Origin of the sequence: Candidatus Midichloria mitochondrii IricVA, from assembly GCF_000219355.1 — a bacterium.
GTDB lineage: Bacteria > Pseudomonadota > Alphaproteobacteria > Rickettsiales > Midichloriaceae > Midichloria > Midichloria mitochondrii.
Map to the genome: position 1 here is coordinate 856,492 of NC_015722.1, position 16,505 is coordinate 872,996.

Consider the following 16,505-nt stretch of genomic DNA (forward strand, 5'->3'; position numbering starts at 1 on the left):
ATGAAGGTTATTTTTATGGGAACACCAAAATTTGCCGTTCCTGCACTAATAAAGCTATTGGAAAACCCTAATTTCAATGTCGTTGGAGTGTATACAAAACCGCCTAAGGCCTCCGGTCGAGGTATGAATTTAGTTAAATCTCCAATACAAGTTCTAGCAGAAGCACATAATATACCAGTTGTTACTCCTAAAACTTTAAGAGATAGTGAAGTCTTAGATAAATTAAAGAGTTTTGCAGCTGATATCATCGTTGTCGCTGCCTACGGCCTCATTTTACCTACCACTGTATTAGAAACAACTGAATACGGGTGTATCGATATACACCCTTCTGATTTACCAAGATGGCGTGGTGCCGCCCCCATTCAAAGAACTATAATGGCTGGTGATAAACAGACCGCCGTATGCATTATGAAAATGGATGAAGGATTAGATACTGGTGATGTCATTTTACGCCATAAAATTGAAATACCAAAAAACATAACTGCCGCTGAATTAGAAAATATACTAGCAAATCTGGGTGCGGATAAGTTACTAGACGCACTGCTGCTTATTAAAAATGATGAAGCGACTTATGAGAAACAGAAAGAAGAAGGAGTAACTTACGCTAACAAAATAGATAGATCGGAAGAAAAGATTAATTGGCAGAGGTCAGCTGCAGAAATCATAGCTCAGATTCGTACATTTTCTCCTCCTTATCCAGGGGCTTATTTTGTCTATAATAACGAAGTCGTTAAAGTTATAGATGCAGTTCATATAAATACTACCAATTCTCAGCAATCCACCAAGGTAATCCCAGGCTTAGTAATGGATAATAACCTCACTATAGCATGCGGCTCTGAATTTATACGACCAACTCTATTACAACGCCCTGGAAGAAAAATGATTCACACCGAGGCCTTTTTGCGGGGATTTCCTATACCTAAAGAAGTAAAAGTCAAGTAAATAGGTATTTGTAGATATAATTTTTACCGATTTTGCCGTAACCGTAATTGACTTCCCATTATACTTCAGCTAGCCTTACTTTTACTTAAACGGCTAAGGTGTGTGGGTTTTGCTGATTCGCTAAAGAAGAGGGCGCTAAAGCTAAAGTGTGTTGGTTTGAGCAAAGTGCAGATCTTGTATACCTGCTTGAGGATATATTTCTACCTAAAGGTGGATTTACCTTATAAAATTAACACCAGCCGAGGAAAACAAGATGAGTAACAAAGGATCAGAAACTCACACGATGTGGTTCCCCTAGTGGTGCGGCTCATATCAAAGGGAAACAAATTAAAGCCAAAAAATGCCTCTAACTACGTCATTCAAAAAAATATAAAATCAAAAAAGAGACCAAAGCTTATAGGCAATCAACAATCACGCTCTACGAATTATAGCGACCCTATGTACCTTCAACAATTACTTGAGCGAAGCCAAGCAACAATAGCATTAACCTGCTTAATAATAAAAAATTATTACGAGTTGAAAGCAAGGCGGTCGAATTTAGATAAAATACGCTTACTAACAAATCATGCTTTTTTGGCTATCGATTCCTCGATTATTGATTTCTTAAACAAAAAATACTCCAGAAGAAAGTTTGCCACTTATGGCATGTCAATCCTCTGAGCCATTTCAAGTTAAGACAAAAGTACTGGATCCAACTGATATTGTATGGGCACCCTGCCTAGCAAAGGATATTGTAATGTGCATCCGTGACCTATCCGACGAAGTAAAAGATAATTCAAATCCTTTTATATCTTCCTCAGTCGCCTTCAAAGAGGCATACCTCCCAAGAGAAAAGTATATTTCTGCAACTCCTATAAGAGGAAAACAGTTAATCAGTATAATACATGAAGTACTCTTATTCAGTAAAACAGGGGGAGCTTCAGGTAAGCTTTACCCTGCTCATATTTATGTTGTTAGTGACCCAGCGCCAAGCACACAAAATTATGATTTAATATCAACTCAAAATTCCCAATAGCAAATTCTTTATTTCATGTTAGTACCTCTAGCATTCAGCCTATTATAGAGGAAGAATCGAAATGCCTCGCTAGCTCTGCATCATACTCAAACGCAGCTTTAACAGCAGTTTATAACCTTTATGTACAAGGGTACTATACTCTCGCTAATATTAGAGCACTAATGAAAAATGCTTACACATCTTTTCCTAGAATCGCTTGCAAATTTTTCTCTCCCGCCAGAACACCTCTTCAATTGGGAGTAAAAGACCAAGATATAGATCTAAGCCAGGAGTTTCATTTATTCCCAGCAGCTGAAGAATATATAGAATACGAACACCTCCTGCTGAAAATAGACCGCCTGAAGAGTCAGATAGCGAAGCTATAGAAGATATTAGGTATCTATTTATTGATCCATTTATTGATCCTTCAGATTTAATGAGTGTTTAAAATATAATCTACGATCATTTTGTAAGTTTTATATAGAGCATTAAAAATATATTTTATTATATCCATCACATATAAGGCCATAAACATCCACCAGCCTTCACCGCATTTACAACCTCTGATTGCGAACACAACCACACTCATATAAAATTTTCTATAGTGAATTTAATTATGAGGGAATAAAATTTACTAATTACATATACACTATGTTATCTTCCGGTACTGGCTACTTATCAGCAAAAAAGGAAATTAGTAATAAAATCTTTTATAACAGGTAATAGCAAAACAATAACTCACAAGCCATTAGCACTTCATTAACAGTTGCTGGTATTGCTGCAACGATTCGTTTCACCCCTAATATTGATCTGATTGCTCTTTATACTGCCCTAAATGAAGGGTATTATGCAATCGCTACTTGTTATGCCACAACTAAAATGGTCCTCAATACTGCAGTAAATGCTTATTACAACCTAAAAAGTGACTTTGAAACGATTATGCTCCTAAGCTTTATAGCCAAAACAGGATGGGACTATTTTTACCGTAATAGTGAGAACGAAAGCATCGACCAAAGCTTACTTAAGATTGATACTGATGTGCAACATGAGCCTCAAGATTTAGTAAGAATAGAAAATCCATTTGAGCACAATTATGGGCGAGCTACTCAAATATGCATTCCCGAAGAATGCTGTCGTGAAGCGACCTCTAGTGTCTTTTCGTGATCCTTGATTAAATTTTCAACTTTATTTTTAAATCCAGAGTCACTTAAAGCGCTTTCCTTAACTCTTATCCCGCCAGTAAGATATCCCATATTCGTAGACTCTGTGGCCTCTGTATAATACGCTTGAGCCAAAGAATTTCCTTGTTCTGGGCTCATTTTCACAAATTTGTTCACTCTTCCGCTATGCGTTCCAACTATTTGTTTCATCTGCTCATTATTAAGTTGAGCTAATTTATTAACCATATCTTCATCTAAGCCATTTACGATTTCAGTGATGTGGTTTCTGATTAACTTCATATCCTCCGATCTAGTAGAATCTTTACCAGATCTAAATAAATCTTCCCCAATTAATGCAGATAATTCCTCAGAAATAACCGTTTTTTTAGTCTCTAAAGTTTGTTCCTCAAAAGCTTCATAGAATTCTTCTTTTCCATCTTGCCCCGCAAGCATTTGCATCGGTGTTTTTAGTAAATTCGCTGCCTGGCTTACAACAGCGCTTGCAGCATTTAATGTGGTTGTGGCAGTTTTAGATGCAACCGCAGCCGCATATTCTAAAGAAACAGCACCTGCATCATATGCCAACGCCCCAACCACACTACCTAATGCTTTTGCAGTATCTCGATTTAAAACACCCGAGTTGTATCCTATGCCAATTGCCGCCTTACCTAACTGTGTATAGTTTGAGTTCACGACCGCACTATAAGCATCTTCTATTAGCTTAAATTTATCTTCCTGCGCAAAAATCTCGGCAGTATCTAACACCTTCACTGCTAACTGCGCCGCATCAATACCTATTTTTTCCTTAAGCCAACCGAGATCATACCCTCCCTTACCAATATTTGCGAATCTGTTTTGAAATAGTTTCTCAAAGGTATTTCTTATTGCTGTGTCGTCCTTTATTAAATCTCTTAACTCTCGGTTATCCTTTAAATAATCTAATGCTCCTTTAATTACTTTTAAATCCTTCTGTATTTTCTCTTGCTTTACATCGACACTTTCGTCTCTAGCTCCAAGCACTGTAAAAGAATTCTCATCGATAGAATTCAGTATCCCTTGCAAATTCTCGTGATGCTTCTCGAGCGTTGCAAGAAGAGTTGGTGATATTTTATTTATAAGTCCCTCTAACGGTTGCTTTAATTGATCTTTCTCTTGATTAAATACTTGTACAGCTTGATTTATAGATTTCTCACCTTCCACAGTTAAAGCATTTTCTTTTACTAATTGATTCGTAATACCGTTCAATGTCTCAGTATCCAAATTACATACCCACCCTCTAATTTCTGGTTTTTTACTCTCCGCAAGATCGAAAGTCTCACGAATTTTTGGAAGACTAGGTAAATTCTTTTCACCAAATCTTTCTTTAATAAGCTGAGAAATTTTACTTTGAGGATGTTGTAGACTTATTTCAATCGCTTCCGTTAATTTCTCCATTTGGCCTTTCCAAGCTTGCTGGGTATCCTTGAACTTGTTTAAACCTTCTGAATCTAACAACATTTCCGGCAATATAGTTGAAGTATTGGTAAGCATATCTACCGTAATACTTGCTACAAACCTATTAACCTTTTCTAAGAAACCTGGATTTTTTTCCAAGTACTCTCGGAGAGCCTTAGCAGTTTCAGAATCATTTAATAAAATTTTATTTAAGGAGCTAAACAACTCCTTATTATTACCTTTTTCTACACTACCCAGCAATTTTCTAACATTATCTGGATCTTTCGACGCAACTTTTACTACATCTAGTATTTCTGGATCAAACTTTAATGAGTCAGACAATTCTTTTAAAGGACCATGCGTTAAGGCCACCAAAAGGTTACTCACCTTCTCTGGATCGTTTATTACAGCGGCTTTTAATTCAGGATTATTTAATATTAAATCAACCACCTTACCGCCCCAAATCATTATATTATCCTTATCTCTTAAGGACTCTATAACTTTTGATAAGTCTCCCACATTGTCTAAAGCCCCAAGCAATGCAGGTAACGCTTCCATTACTCTTTCTACAAATATCTGTTGTGCACCTTTAACAGCTGGATTAGGTTCGGCTGGAGCAAAAGCTGCTCTTATATTCCCTGTAACCGCCTTATGTGCGTCTTCTGCTCTTAATGCTTCTTTTAGAGCGCCCCTAAAGTCAGCTAAAGTAGGATCACCCAAGGTATCCACAGCCTTTTGAGCGATCAACATTACATCAGGAGCAGGTTGATTCTTATCTGTCGCTATATTAATTATTTCTTGCAGCTTTTCTTGCAAATCTGGATGCTTTTTCATTCCTTCAGAAAGCTTTTGAAAAACGTCTCTTTCTTTAAAACTATCTAATAAGGCCCCAACAGTATCTCTATTTCTTTCTTGTGCTTCTCTTATAGTTGCTTCTTCTTTAGTTTCTTGCTCCTTCTTTACGGGCGTCATTAAATCGTATATTTTCTTAGCAAAATCCTCTTTGAATAAACTGCTTACGACAGAATCTCTAGCCCGTTCTAGTGATGGTTTTGATAATAAAGATAAGACCTTTGTTAAAAGCTGCTGATTATCAACTTTTACTGCTTCCCCTTCCCTAGCCCTCAAAGGAGGAGTGAGAATCTTACCGATATCTATTAAATCTTGCCTTAAAGCCGCGTCGCTTTTCAGTGCCTCAACAAAACTTGGCACGACTCCGGAATCAACCCCTAAATAAGCTTCAGTTATTGTACCAAGTTCCGCCCCCTTTTTGGATAGGGCCTCAGCAATGTTTTTATCCGCTATTAAATCCGTAATATTCTCTGGGTCGGCAAAAAACCTTTTTTATATGCATTAAAAGCATTGACAAGAGCAGGTAATTCTTTGACTGATAAAATAATAGCCTGAAATACAACCTTCAAACCATTCCAACTCAATACACTAAAACTTCCCTTCTTATCAATTTCATCATTAATATTATCTATAATATTTTGAAAGTTAACTGAATTAATAATATTTGCTAAATTTCTCTTTAGTACAGTATAATCCCCCTTCTCGGCGGCCGAATTAGATTGCGGAGCAGTTGGTGCTTCCAGTTGCGTTTCTGTATCCTCAAACAAAATACCCATAATGCTCTAAAATGAATCCTATCCATCCTGGATTGTATTATAGATGTTGATCCAATATCAAATAATTTTTTCAATAATAAGCGGAGGCATATTATTATAAACTATTTGATAAATCAGATTTATCAATTGTAATTCAACACCTTTGTAATGATCTAAAAGAGCTTTTATAGAAAAAAGAGTATAATATCCTTCCACAGTCTTTTTCTTAGTAAGCTGCTTGATATTATGATCTTTAGCAATTAACCTACCAAACTCAAAATTTCTCGAAGTAGGGCCTGAGCAAGTTAAAAACAGATCTCCAACACCACCATAAGTAGAAACAGTTTGAGAATCTGCATTCAAATAACGTAACATGGATTGCATTTCATTAATCGCTATTTTTATAAACGCTGCACTAAAATTTTCTCCTAGATCTAGCCCATTAGCAATGCCTACGCCAATTGCATAAATATTTTTAATTGCACTACATATTTGTAATCCTATAACATCAGATATCTTTTCTAATTTGAATTTATCACTAGCAAATATCTCCTCGGTAATTGTTAGCGCCTGTTGATTATAAGAGGCTATAGTCGTTGCTGAAGCTTTGTTTTCAATTACATCTTTAGCAAAATTTGGCCCAGCTAATATAACTACTGGATTTGGAAGCTTAAGCTCATTCACAACTTGGCTCATCAACTTATTTGAGCGATTCTCTATGCCCTTAGAACATATAATAATAGGTGCTAGAATACTTGATTTTAACGCCTCTTCCAAACTTATTAACACTCTTCTTAAGTGCTGCACTGGGACCGCCAAAATGAAGGCACCAGAGTTAGCAAGATAGATATTTTCGTAAGCACCAACCACATTATCTGCCATTACCACATCGGGAAAATAGTTCTTATTAATATGGGTTTGATTAAACTCCTTAATTTTTTCCTTATCTGTACTATAAAATATGACGTTTTCTACATTCTTAGAAGCAAGGTAAGCAAGCGCCGTACCCCATGCTCCTGCTCCTATAATAGAGACTTTATTAACCTTTTTTCTACTCTTTTTCATCATGCAAAATTATATCCTCAACTATAAACTGAACGCCTCTTCTGTTTATTCTATTTTCTTGGAGATTTCCTATCAAGTCTAAGCATCTACCTTCGCTTTTCATTAGAAGCTGTCCTATTTTCTTCTCAAATGCTCTAAAAAATATACATTTTAGAATTTCACTACTATTTCCATAAAAGTGGTCAGTTATTGAAAGCAATAAATTATTTTTAGAAAAAACCGATACCTGTATCAACTTTGCTTTATAAATAACAAATCTAGGGGGCGGGTTTATATTTCCAAATGGTCCCAATTTTTCAAGAGCTTGCACTAACGATAAGTTTGCAGCTCTCACTGCAATAACCGAATCTATGATAACTTCAGAAGCTTGTTCTATAAAAAGCCTTGTGCCACTATCTCTAGATAAATTTTTCACGACATAATTAATAAAATCCCCTATCGCTCCTTCTTTGACGGTGAAGCCACCCGCCATAGCGTGCCCACCTCCGTCTATTAACAGTCCTTTTTCCTTTGCAGCTGAGATAATACAGCCTATATCAACTCCGGCAACAGATCTGGCCGAGCCTTTGCCCACTCCGTCATTAACTGATACCACCGCAACAGGTTTGTTATATTTCTCCTTAATTCTACTTGCTAAAATCCCTAACACTCCAATATGCCAATTATAACCTACCGCAAATATTACAGGGTGGTTTATATCAATATTTTTTTCTATATAATCAAACGCTTCGTTTAGTGCAGCATTCTCTATATTTTTTCTCTCCTCATTTAACAGCTCCAATTGTGAAGCCAACTTATAGCTCTCGCAAGAATTTTCAGCAATTAACAATGACACTCCCAAGCTACTTTCATCAACTCTGCCACCTGCATTAATTCTTGGACCTACTATATATCCTAAATGATGAGCTTTGGGAGTAGATTTAATTTTAGCTATATCTAATACGGTTGTAATACCTAAGTTATTTCTTTGAGCGATAAGATGGAGTCCATATCTTACAAATATCCGGTTTATGCCGATTAGAGGCATAACATCACATACTGTGCCGAGAGCAACTAAGTCAAGCAAAGTCATTAGATCCAATTCGTTGAGATTGTTATCTTTAAACCAGTTGATCTCTCTCAACTTTTTCCGCACTGCAATGATGGTAAAAAATGCTACAGCAACAGCCGCAATAGTTTTAAAAGGAAACTCGTCATCTAACTGATTTGGATTAATAATTGCATATGCTTCTGGTAATTCTGTAGGAGCTAAATGGTGATCAATCACAATCACATCCATCCCTAGAGCTTTTGCAACCCTTAAAGGCTCGTGCGACGAGGTACCACAATCGACTGTAATCATCAAATCAGTTTGTTTTTCTTTGATTTTATACATTGCTTCGACGTTCGGTCCATAGCCTTCCCTTAATCTATTTGGAATATATATGTCTATTATAATTCCTATTGACTTAAAAAACTTATATAAGACTGCAGAAGATGTAGCACCATCTACATCATAATCACCCAAAACAGTAATTTTTTCTTTATTTAATATTGCTCTTACTATTCGTAAGGCAGCCTTCTCCATATCTTTAAACAAAAACGGGTTAGGCAGATCACTCTTGAGCTTACCATTCAAGAACTTTCCGGCTTCCTCGATTGAGGTTATCCCTCTGTTAAGCAAAACCCTACTCACCACACCATCCACACGAAGCTTTTGTGAAAAAGCAGCCACTAATCTATCATCCTGCTCCAGGACCCTCCAACTCAACCCCGCGGCCGATCTTGAATACAAAGAGCCTCCCTCACAACTAAAATCTTCCAACATCAACCTAGCACGATCATCCCATAGTCGTATTGTTAATCCAATTTCACTTTTTAGTAAAGATATCTATATAATTAATATCATTTATATTTTGTTGACAATCTTAAGGCTTTCTGCTTACTGCAACCATAGCTGGCTGTAATAATCTATCTTTTATCCTGTACCCTGCTCTAATAACCTGTACTATAGTATTAGGTTCTCTCTCACCATCCTCTACCTGATTTATAGCCTCGTGGTTGTCATGATCAAATTGCTCATTTAACGGGTATATTCTTGTAATCCCATGCTTTTCAAAAACTGCACTTAAAATCTTCTGAGTTATCAACACCCCTTCAATACAGCTTTTGACTTGCTTATTTTCAATCGATCCCGTACCTTGTATGCTTTCAGTCGCCCTATGTAAATTTTCTAATACTTCTATTAAGTCCTTAGCAAAATTAGAAATTGAATATTTGTGAGCATCTTCCAATTCTTTTGCCGCTCTTTTCCTTACGTTTTCATTTTCTGCTTTTTCTCTTAAAAGTGCATCATTTAACGTAATCAAAGATTTTTCTAGATCTTTTACTTTATTGCTTGATTCCTCAACTGCATTTTTATTCTCAACAGTTTGTTCGTTTACGCCATCTTGTTTTTCTGTTAAATTTTCTTGCTCCATACTTTTCACCTAATATTTAATTTTAATTTGGTAAATAGGTTATACTCAGTTTTTTTTCAAGAGATTATTTAGTATTTAAAATAATTAACCTCTAGGTATTAAAGCTGATATAAAGAAAAGTCTACAATATCCCAATATACTTTAGGTTTTTATTAAACCACCTAATAACCTGTTGCAGAAATCAGATAAATAATTATAAAATCTCTTTGTAGTAAAACTTTTAAAAACCGGGGGCCCTAATGGTCAAAAGAAATAAAATTGCTCTAATTGGTGGTGGTAATATAGGCGGAACATTAGCTCATTTAGCTTCTTCTAGAGGCATAGGTGATGTTGTAATACTAGATAGAACTGCTGACTACGCTAAAGGTAAAGCCTTAGATTTAGAACACACTTTACCAATTGAAGGAACCGACACTAAAATAACTGGAACTTCAAACTATCAAGATATAAATGGTGCGGATGTAATAATTGTAACAGCCGGCATTCCTCGTCAACCTGGAATGAGCCGCGACGATCTTCTAAGCACTAATGCTGAAGTTATGAAAATAGTAGGTGAAGGCATAAAAACTTATGCTAAAGACGCTTTTGTTGTCGTTGTTACTAATCCTTTAGATGTAATGGTTTATGCTTTACAAAAATTCAGTGGCCTACCTCATAATAAAGTCGTCGGTATGGCGGGAGTTTTAGATTCTGCAAGATTCAAACTATTTTTAGCGCGCGAATTAGATATTTCAGTAGAAGACATTAATACCTTCGTACTGGGAGGCCATGGAGATAGTATGGTTCCACTACCAAGATATACAACGGTTGCAGGCATACCCATCGCAGGAATATTAAAGATGGGTTTAATCTCTCAGGAAAAGCTTGATTCTATTATTAATAGAACCCGAAGCGGAGGAGCTGAGATCGTACAATTGTTACAAAAAGGGTCGGCATTCTATGCTCCAGCAGTTTCAGCGTTAGAAATGGCTGATTCATATTTAAATAATAGGCGTAGGATACTACCATGTGCTGCTTATTTGAATAACGAGTATGGGTATCAGAATATCTATGCCGGAGTTCCGGTAATTATTGGGCAAAATGGTGTAGAAAAAGTCGTCGAATTAGAATTAACCGAAAGCGAGAAATCCGCATTTGATACTTCGGTTCAAGCAGTTAAAGGGCTTATTGAAGCTTTAGACAAGTTAATCTAGCCCAAAGGCAAATTACCTTGCTATAAGTGGATAAAAATAATCTAATCCGCTTATGTGCCTGAAAATAAAGAGTTAGCGAACGTCCTTAGGGCACTTTCGCTAGATATGGTAGAGTCAGAAAATTCGGGGCATCCTGGTTTGCCTTTAGTGGTTTGCTTATGTTATGATGGTGTTATTTTTTCAAGGATTTTTTAAAGTTCAGTCCTCACGACTTAACATGGCCTAATCGGGATATGGTGGTCTTTCTGCCGGCCATGGTTCTGCCTCACTCTACGCTGCTCTTTTTCTAAGCGGGTATAAATTATTCAATCAACGACTCAAAACACTTTAGACAAATCCATTCAAAAACTCCAGGACACCCAGAATATAATCCAAACCCTATAGGGTATTGAAACAACCCCCACCGGTCCTCTTGGCCATGGGCTTGCCAATGCGATCGGAATGGCAATCTCAGAGCGTTTAGCAAAAATCACAGAAATACTTACTTAACATCAATCACAAAACATATGTAATTGCTGGCGATGGGTGCCTAATGGAGGGTATTAGCTAACCTCAGTTTGACGTAAGGAGTATGCCCGTGAGCCTATTTTTCCATGAGATATATTGGGTTTGAAGACATAAGCCAAGATCCCTGCCAAGAAATTGTTTGGCAAGTGATGCCGTGGTGCTGGATTTGGCAAATCTCTTTCAATTGTCCGATGGCTGTTTCAATCAATCCACGCCCTGCAAGAAGCAGTTGTTTAAAAGCCGCAAGCGGGTTTTGTTTTTCTTAAGCCGTGTGATGAGCTCAATACCTTGATTGCTCAGTGTTTTTGCTTATATACCACCGATCTCCGAATAGAAGGCCTGTCAAATATTGAGTCAGTTTCTCGACAGCGGCTCGATCATCTGTATTACCCGAAGTCAGTGTGAATGACATAATCTCTCCTTGATCATTGAGGCCAAAGAACCATCCGGGTCGACGTTTTCCCACGCTGAGCGATGCCTTTAAGGATCTTATTACTGCTAGTACGTGAGTTATGACAAACCTTCTCCAGCTTTTTGTTGAGTCAACGTACCTGTTTGTTTCCCTTTGCAGCAATTCAGCAGAATGACCAACGGGATGACCGCGTCTCGCATCCAGCTCAACAAAGCGATTGTAGCTGATAAGCTTCGGCAATCCCTCTCTGAGAGAGATTTGAAAACAGTTTAGGTAAAAATCTTTGAATCCGGTAATGCCCTCAAATGAAACAAAACGAGGATCGTTATAACTTCGGAAAGCATCATCCCAGACTCTCGTTCCCTTTGTCTCTGCGAGTTTCTTAAGGATCTTTGGTACGTGAGTTGTCGCTTGCAAAAATCATCAATCAAACAAAATATTTCTACTAGGGAAACCGCTTTCCTTATTTATCGTGAAATTGAGAGAAACTTAATGGTTACACAGCTTCTTTAAAACCATATCAGATAATTTCTTTAAAACTTATCTCAAACTGGGGTTAACAAAAACACTTGATTTGAACAGCCATCGGACAATTGAAATAGATCTGCCAAACCCAGCACACCCACGGCATCGCTCGCCAAACAATTTCTTGGCAAACCTCTTCTCAGGGCTCTTGGCTTATGTTTTCAAACCCAATATATCTCATGGAAAAATAGGCTCACGGGCATACTCCTTACGTCAAACTGAGGTATTAATAATAAATCCATTACTACCATTTAATGGTGAGAGCTCCAAAGGAGAAGCAAAAGAGAGGGAGGAAAGGGGATTTGCCAAACCACCCTCGTACGCTTGCCCAGCATCAGCTCTCCCCCGGAGAAGCATTATATGCATTAATGATAAAATCAATTTCTACCAATCCAAATCAACATCCCCAGCAGAGGTAACACTAACACCTAATCCATCACTAGCGGCAATACCATTAATAACAAAACCATTAGAACCATTTAAGTTAGATATTTTAAAGAGGAAGTAAAAGAAGATTTTCCAAGTATCACCGCGACTTGACCTGCTCCTGATCTACTACTTGGATCAGCACTCCGTAATACCTAACACAAAGTATATCATCAAGTCCATCACCCGTTAATACCTCCCAATATAGCGACAGAACCCCCTGCACTATCACCACTATTGGCACCATTTATGCTAAATCCGTTAGAGCCATTTAAAAAAGCCGAAAGTTCTAAAGCAGATGAGATGTAAAAGATGATTTACCAAATACTACATACGCCCGCCCAGCATCTCTCCTCCTGCTTGGAGTAGCCCATTCTGCTCCAACGATAAAATCACTAACGCCATCTCTCCGTTTACATACTCACCTGTTGTAGCACCGGCATTCACCCATCCCCCGTCCATACCACCTCCACCAATACCATTAACAGTAAAGCCACTACTGCCACTGAGTAGTTGTATTTTTAATGGTGAAGTAAAAGCAGTGCCTCCAGAAAACGAGTATATTCTTGAGTTATTTATGTCAACAACTATTTATAATATTTTTGCATTATTTTACAGCTCCAACACTTACACGTTGATTTATATAAACAATTCAATTCATAAATCATCCATGGGCACATAAGCAGCATATGAATTTTGTAAGGAAAGCTGGAGATTGAGGAAATGCTGAAGAAAAGTGGTCGGGGCAGAGAGATTCGAACTCCCGACCCTCTGGTCCCAAACCAGATGCGCTACCGGACTGCGCCATGCCCCGGGGTCTTTCAACGGCCTTTCTATATCATTTAATAGAACCTTTCAAGTCTAAAATATAGCTAAACACTAGATATTTTTTTCGCTATTTAATAATGAAATGTAAAAAGGAAATAAAAATTAAAGGATAACTCACCGTTATTGCAACACCTGTCCCCGTACTCCTGTCTACTTTTTTTAAAGTATAATCTGAGTCTTTTAAAAGATCCTGTAAATCATTCAATTTTTTCTGTTCTATATTGCAATAAATCATTATGAAAATAATTATATTTCTCCAAAATCCTTAAATGACTATTAATAATGCCCCTCTCAATAATCCTTCTTAGAGTTTTTACAATTAATTCTCAAGTTATTATTATAAATTATCTTCTCTACTTTTAGGGTTAATTCGTCTTCTATTAATTCACAGATAGCGATATACTTTTGTTCGGTAATCGACTGGGCTTTGCTAATAAAATTAATTATCTCTAACAAATTATCTTGATTTATTTGCTGCATATTACTATTTACCATAGTTAACTCATCCTTATAGTCAGTTTTAAAACTTAAAAAACTTATGAGACCTGGGTCATGCAGCAGCTCGCTTTAAATTTTTAGTGCTCTCCCCTATTATTTCTTCTAAAATACTTTTTAAATCGTAAAGACCCCATCGATATTCTTATTGTTGGACTTAAACAGCGGTACGCCCTAAAACTTTATAAATAAATCTACTGCTGCCAGTGCCGAATCCCTCTTTCAAAAACTTCTTACAGTGAATTATATATTCGCATGCTTTTTTTGAGTGTCATCAGTAATAGACTCCTTAATAAAGCTAAAAAATTTGATTTTATTAAGTCAAGTACTGCGGGCCGCTGTAGGGCTTGACCTATCGCTGAAGGATAAATTCTTAACTCTAATTAAGGGCTGTTTATCCAAGTAAAGAATAATTGCTGCTAATCAAATCCTCCATTAATCTTGCTTATCCAAATTGTATTTATAGTATTTCCAAGCTCAACATTTTTGGGAAGTAAAGCGTTTTCTTTTATAATATCTGGAATAGTATCTTGATAATTATTATAAATACTAAAGGGCACTAGGCTTAAAGCATAACAATCTGCTTTAAAAAGTCCTTAGAAAATTTATAGTTGGGTTGCTATGGGGTTTCAAAAAACAACTCTTGTGAGGCTTCGCAAGGCCCTGAAATAAATTCCCCTAATGGTAATCCCCTTCCACCTCATCAAAAAATATATTATCGAGATTCAAATTGCCATGCTGAATCTCTCTTTTATGTAGGTGCTCTAAAATATTGCAAATAGACCCATAAACCGTGTTTACGGAGCACTATATTTTCTTTAAACATTTCTATTTGGTCCCTTAATGAACGACCTTTTGGTTCATTAAACACCATTAGGAGTTTCCTAGTGTTTGAGATTGGAATATATCCAATCTCAATAGGATTAACCATTCCTTTAATAGGATTTTTTACAAGCTAACAATCTCTGGCAACATCACCCCATGGTCACTGCCGTGAAACAGTAACCCATAATAGGTTTGTTTATCCTTACCCCCGCTTTTCTCTTTAAACTACTGGCCTGGCCTAAAATACCGCCCCGATACAGTCCTACTCAAGGGGGGATAACTAGAACAATGAGCTAGGCAAGCCTTTTTGCTCCTATAACAATCAAACTTTTCTGGTCTTTTCCCGTATGTTAACCGTATAACGTTGATTAATACGACACTCTCCGGTAGAGACTGATATCAACCCATTTTCTAAAAAAGAATTTATATGAGCTGTATCAGTCATCTTTCTATCCAGTAATGTGCTTCAAAATATTGGCTGCATGGCCAGTCACACTGACATTCTTCCATACCTTTTCTATAAATCCTTCTTCATTTATCAAAAAGGTAGTTCTATTAATTCCCATATATTTTTTTCCGTACATGCTTTTTTCGCCCCAAACACCATAAGCTTCACAAGTACTACAATTCTCATCTGACAATAATGGAAAAGACAAACACTCTTTTTCTGCGAATTTATTGTGGCTTTCGATAGTATCTTTTGAAATACCTAAAATTAAGGTATTTTTTTCCTCGAATTCATTCTTTAATGCCTGAAAATCTCTAGCCTCCAAGGTGCACCCTGGAGTGTTATCTTTTGGATAAAAATAGAGGACAATTTTTTTGCCTCCTAGATCTTTTAAAGATATATCCTCACCAAGGCTGCTTGGCAGCGAAAAATTTACAGCTTTTTGTCCTTCTTTTAACATATATACTTAATATAATCTTAATCCTCCATTAATAGGTAACACAACTCCCGTCATAAATCCAGCATCTTCTGCAGCTAAGAATAAGGCAGCTCTTGCAATTTCATGAACTTCTGCTAGGCGTCCCATTGGTACCCTCTCAATTATTTTATCTAACGCCTCTTTTGGCATAGCTGCAACCATTTCAGTATTTACATACCCAAGGCGCTATTGCATTTGCAGTAATACCATATCTAGCACCTTCTAAAGCCAAAGCCTGTGTGAACCCTTCAATACTAGCTTTTGCTGCCGAATAATTAGTTTGCCCTAGCATACCATGTGCATTTACTGAACTCATACTAATAATCCTACCAAATTTATTTTCTCTCATTTTTTCTATAACCACACGAGACATATTAAACACTGATGAGAGATTAACATCAATAAGAGGTCCCAATTCTCCCTTGATTGCTTATGTAGCATTCCGTCTCGAGTAATACCTGCATTGTTAATTAATATCTCAATATTTCCACCTAACTTTTCCTCCACTTTTGAAATATTGGCCTTACAAACCTCAAAATTCGAGACACCCCATTCGATTGCGCTTATATCATCTTTTTCTATTTTCTGAGCTTCTGTAGGCCCTCCTATGTAGGCCACACAAACCTTGTATCCCGCTTTTTTAAAGGAGGTAGCAATAGCATACCCTATGCCTCTTGTTCCACCAGTTACTAGTACTCTTCTCATAT

General features: G+C 36.9%; 19 protein-coding genes, 1 tRNA gene and 1 pseudogene. 8 read left to right on the forward strand and 13 right to left on the reverse strand.

Annotation, left to right across the window (positions count from 1 at the left end):
- Both fmt and MIDI_RS04505 read left to right on the forward strand, forming a co-directional pair.
- Positions 1-942 (forward strand): methionyl-tRNA formyltransferase, encoded by a 942-nt coding sequence (fmt, locus tag MIDI_RS04495; RefSeq protein ID WP_013951396.1) that lies wholly within the window; start codon positions 1-3, stop codon positions 940-942.
- A gap of 640 nt (positions 943-1,582) precedes the next feature.
- Positions 1,583-1,957, forward strand: coding sequence for a hypothetical protein (locus tag MIDI_RS04505; protein ID WP_013951398.1), 375 nt, complete (start codon positions 1,583-1,585; stop codon positions 1,955-1,957).
- Between the two features lie 1,085 nt (positions 1,958-3,042).
- Here MIDI_RS04505 and MIDI_RS04515 read toward each other — a convergent pair.
- The 5 genes from MIDI_RS04515 to MIDI_RS04535 all read right to left on the reverse strand — a co-directional run bounded on the left by MIDI_RS04515 (position 3,043) and on the right by MIDI_RS04535 (position 9,661).
- Complete coding sequence (locus MIDI_RS04515) at positions 3,043-5,742, reverse strand: hypothetical protein (RefSeq protein ID WP_041185501.1); 2,700 nt, start codon at positions 5,740-5,742, stop codon at positions 3,043-3,045.
- 92 nt (positions 5,743-5,834) lie between these two features.
- Positions 5,835-6,158 (reverse strand): hypothetical protein, encoded by a 324-nt coding sequence (locus tag MIDI_RS04520; RefSeq protein WP_013951402.1) that lies wholly within the window; start codon positions 6,156-6,158, stop codon positions 5,835-5,837.
- A 57-nt stretch (positions 6,159-6,215) separates the two neighbouring features.
- A complete protein-coding gene (locus tag MIDI_RS04525) occupies positions 6,216-7,205 on the reverse strand; it encodes an NAD(P)H-dependent glycerol-3-phosphate dehydrogenase (protein WP_083809645.1) in 990 nt (329 codons plus the stop codon).
- On the reverse strand, positions 7,189-8,952 hold the full coding sequence (gene recJ, locus MIDI_RS04530; protein ID WP_160162268.1) for a single-stranded-DNA-specific exonuclease RecJ: 1,764 nt from the start codon (positions 8,950-8,952) through the stop codon (positions 7,189-7,191). The genes MIDI_RS04525 and recJ overlap by 17 nt, the downstream gene beginning before the upstream one ends.
- 157 nt (positions 8,953-9,109) lie before the next feature.
- Complete coding sequence (locus tag MIDI_RS04535) at positions 9,110-9,661, reverse strand: nucleotide exchange factor GrpE (protein ID WP_013951405.1); 552 nt, start codon at positions 9,659-9,661, stop codon at positions 9,110-9,112.
- A 239-nt stretch (positions 9,662-9,900) separates the two neighbouring features.
- On the opposite strand from MIDI_RS04535, the gene mdh reads away from it, so the two are divergent.
- From mdh to MIDI_RS10360, 5 genes are all read left to right on the forward strand, one after another.
- Positions 9,901-10,854 (forward strand): malate dehydrogenase, encoded by a 954-nt coding sequence (gene mdh, locus MIDI_RS04540; protein ID WP_013951406.1) that lies wholly within the window; start codon positions 9,901-9,903, stop codon positions 10,852-10,854.
- 54 nt (positions 10,855-10,908) lie between these two features.
- The gene (locus MIDI_RS10345; protein ID WP_148234153.1) at positions 10,909-11,049 is read left to right on the forward strand and encodes a hypothetical protein; all 141 of its coding nucleotides are present in this window, start codon (positions 10,909-10,911) and stop codon (positions 11,047-11,049) included.
- 101 nt (positions 11,050-11,150) lie between these two features.
- The gene (locus tag MIDI_RS10350; protein ID WP_148234201.1) at positions 11,151-11,246 is read left to right on the forward strand and encodes a hypothetical protein; all 96 of its coding nucleotides are present in this window, start codon (positions 11,151-11,153) and stop codon (positions 11,244-11,246) included.
- Positions 11,242-11,343 (forward strand): hypothetical protein, encoded by a 102-nt coding sequence (locus MIDI_RS10355; RefSeq protein ID WP_148234202.1) that lies wholly within the window; start codon positions 11,242-11,244, stop codon positions 11,341-11,343. The genes MIDI_RS10350 and MIDI_RS10355 overlap by 5 nt, the downstream gene beginning before the upstream one ends.
- Before the next feature lies 1 nt (position 11,344).
- Positions 11,345-11,404, forward strand: a complete 60-nt coding sequence (locus tag MIDI_RS10360; RefSeq protein WP_148234203.1) for a hypothetical protein — start codon at positions 11,345-11,347, stop codon at positions 11,402-11,404.
- Positions 11,405-11,437: 33 nt separating this feature from the next.
- Here the strand turns inward: MIDI_RS10360 and MIDI_RS09835 are convergent, their stop codons facing one another.
- A complete protein-coding gene (locus tag MIDI_RS09835; protein WP_272940946.1) occupies positions 11,438-11,569 on the reverse strand; it encodes a hypothetical protein in 132 nt (43 codons plus the stop codon).
- Positions 11,570-11,641: 72 nt separating this feature from the next.
- On the reverse strand, positions 11,642-12,190 hold the full coding sequence (locus MIDI_RS10605) for a transposase (RefSeq protein WP_041185503.1): 549 nt from the start codon (positions 12,188-12,190) through the stop codon (positions 11,642-11,644).
- Positions 12,191-12,347: 157 nt separating this feature from the next.
- Here MIDI_RS10605 and MIDI_RS08030 point away from each other — a divergent pair, with 157 nt between their 5' ends.
- A complete protein-coding gene (locus MIDI_RS08030) occupies positions 12,348-12,806 on the forward strand; it encodes a hypothetical protein (RefSeq protein WP_148234154.1) in 459 nt (152 codons plus the stop codon).
- A gap of 245 nt (positions 12,807-13,051) precedes the next feature.
- Here MIDI_RS08030 and MIDI_RS09840 read toward each other — a convergent pair whose 3' ends face one another.
- The 6 genes and pseudogenes from MIDI_RS09840 to MIDI_RS10375 form a co-directional block, all read right to left on the reverse strand.
- Positions 13,052-13,186 (reverse strand): hypothetical protein, encoded by a 135-nt coding sequence (locus tag MIDI_RS09840; RefSeq protein WP_272940947.1) that lies wholly within the window; start codon positions 13,184-13,186, stop codon positions 13,052-13,054.
- 275 nt (positions 13,187-13,461) lie between these two features.
- Positions 13,462-13,538, reverse strand: a tRNA-Pro gene (locus MIDI_RS04555).
- A gap of 305 nt (positions 13,539-13,843) precedes the next feature.
- Complete coding sequence (locus MIDI_RS04560) at positions 13,844-14,047, reverse strand: hypothetical protein (protein WP_013951409.1); 204 nt, start codon at positions 14,045-14,047, stop codon at positions 13,844-13,846.
- Positions 14,048-15,321: 1,274 nt separating this feature from the next.
- Positions 15,322-15,780 carry a thioredoxin-dependent thiol peroxidase gene (bcp, locus tag MIDI_RS04565; protein ID WP_013951410.1) on the reverse strand — a complete coding sequence of 153 codons (459 nt, stop codon included), beginning with the start codon at positions 15,778-15,780 and terminating at the stop codon, positions 15,322-15,324.
- Between the two features lie 6 nt (positions 15,781-15,786).
- Positions 15,787-15,960 (reverse strand): SDR family oxidoreductase, encoded by a 174-nt coding sequence (locus MIDI_RS09400; protein ID WP_237697342.1) that lies wholly within the window; start codon positions 15,958-15,960, stop codon positions 15,787-15,789.
- Position 15,961: 1 nt separating this feature from the next.
- Positions 15,962-16,503 (reverse strand): annotated as a pseudogene (locus MIDI_RS10375) (SDR family NAD(P)-dependent oxidoreductase).
- Between the last annotated feature and the right edge of the window lie 2 nt (positions 16,504-16,505).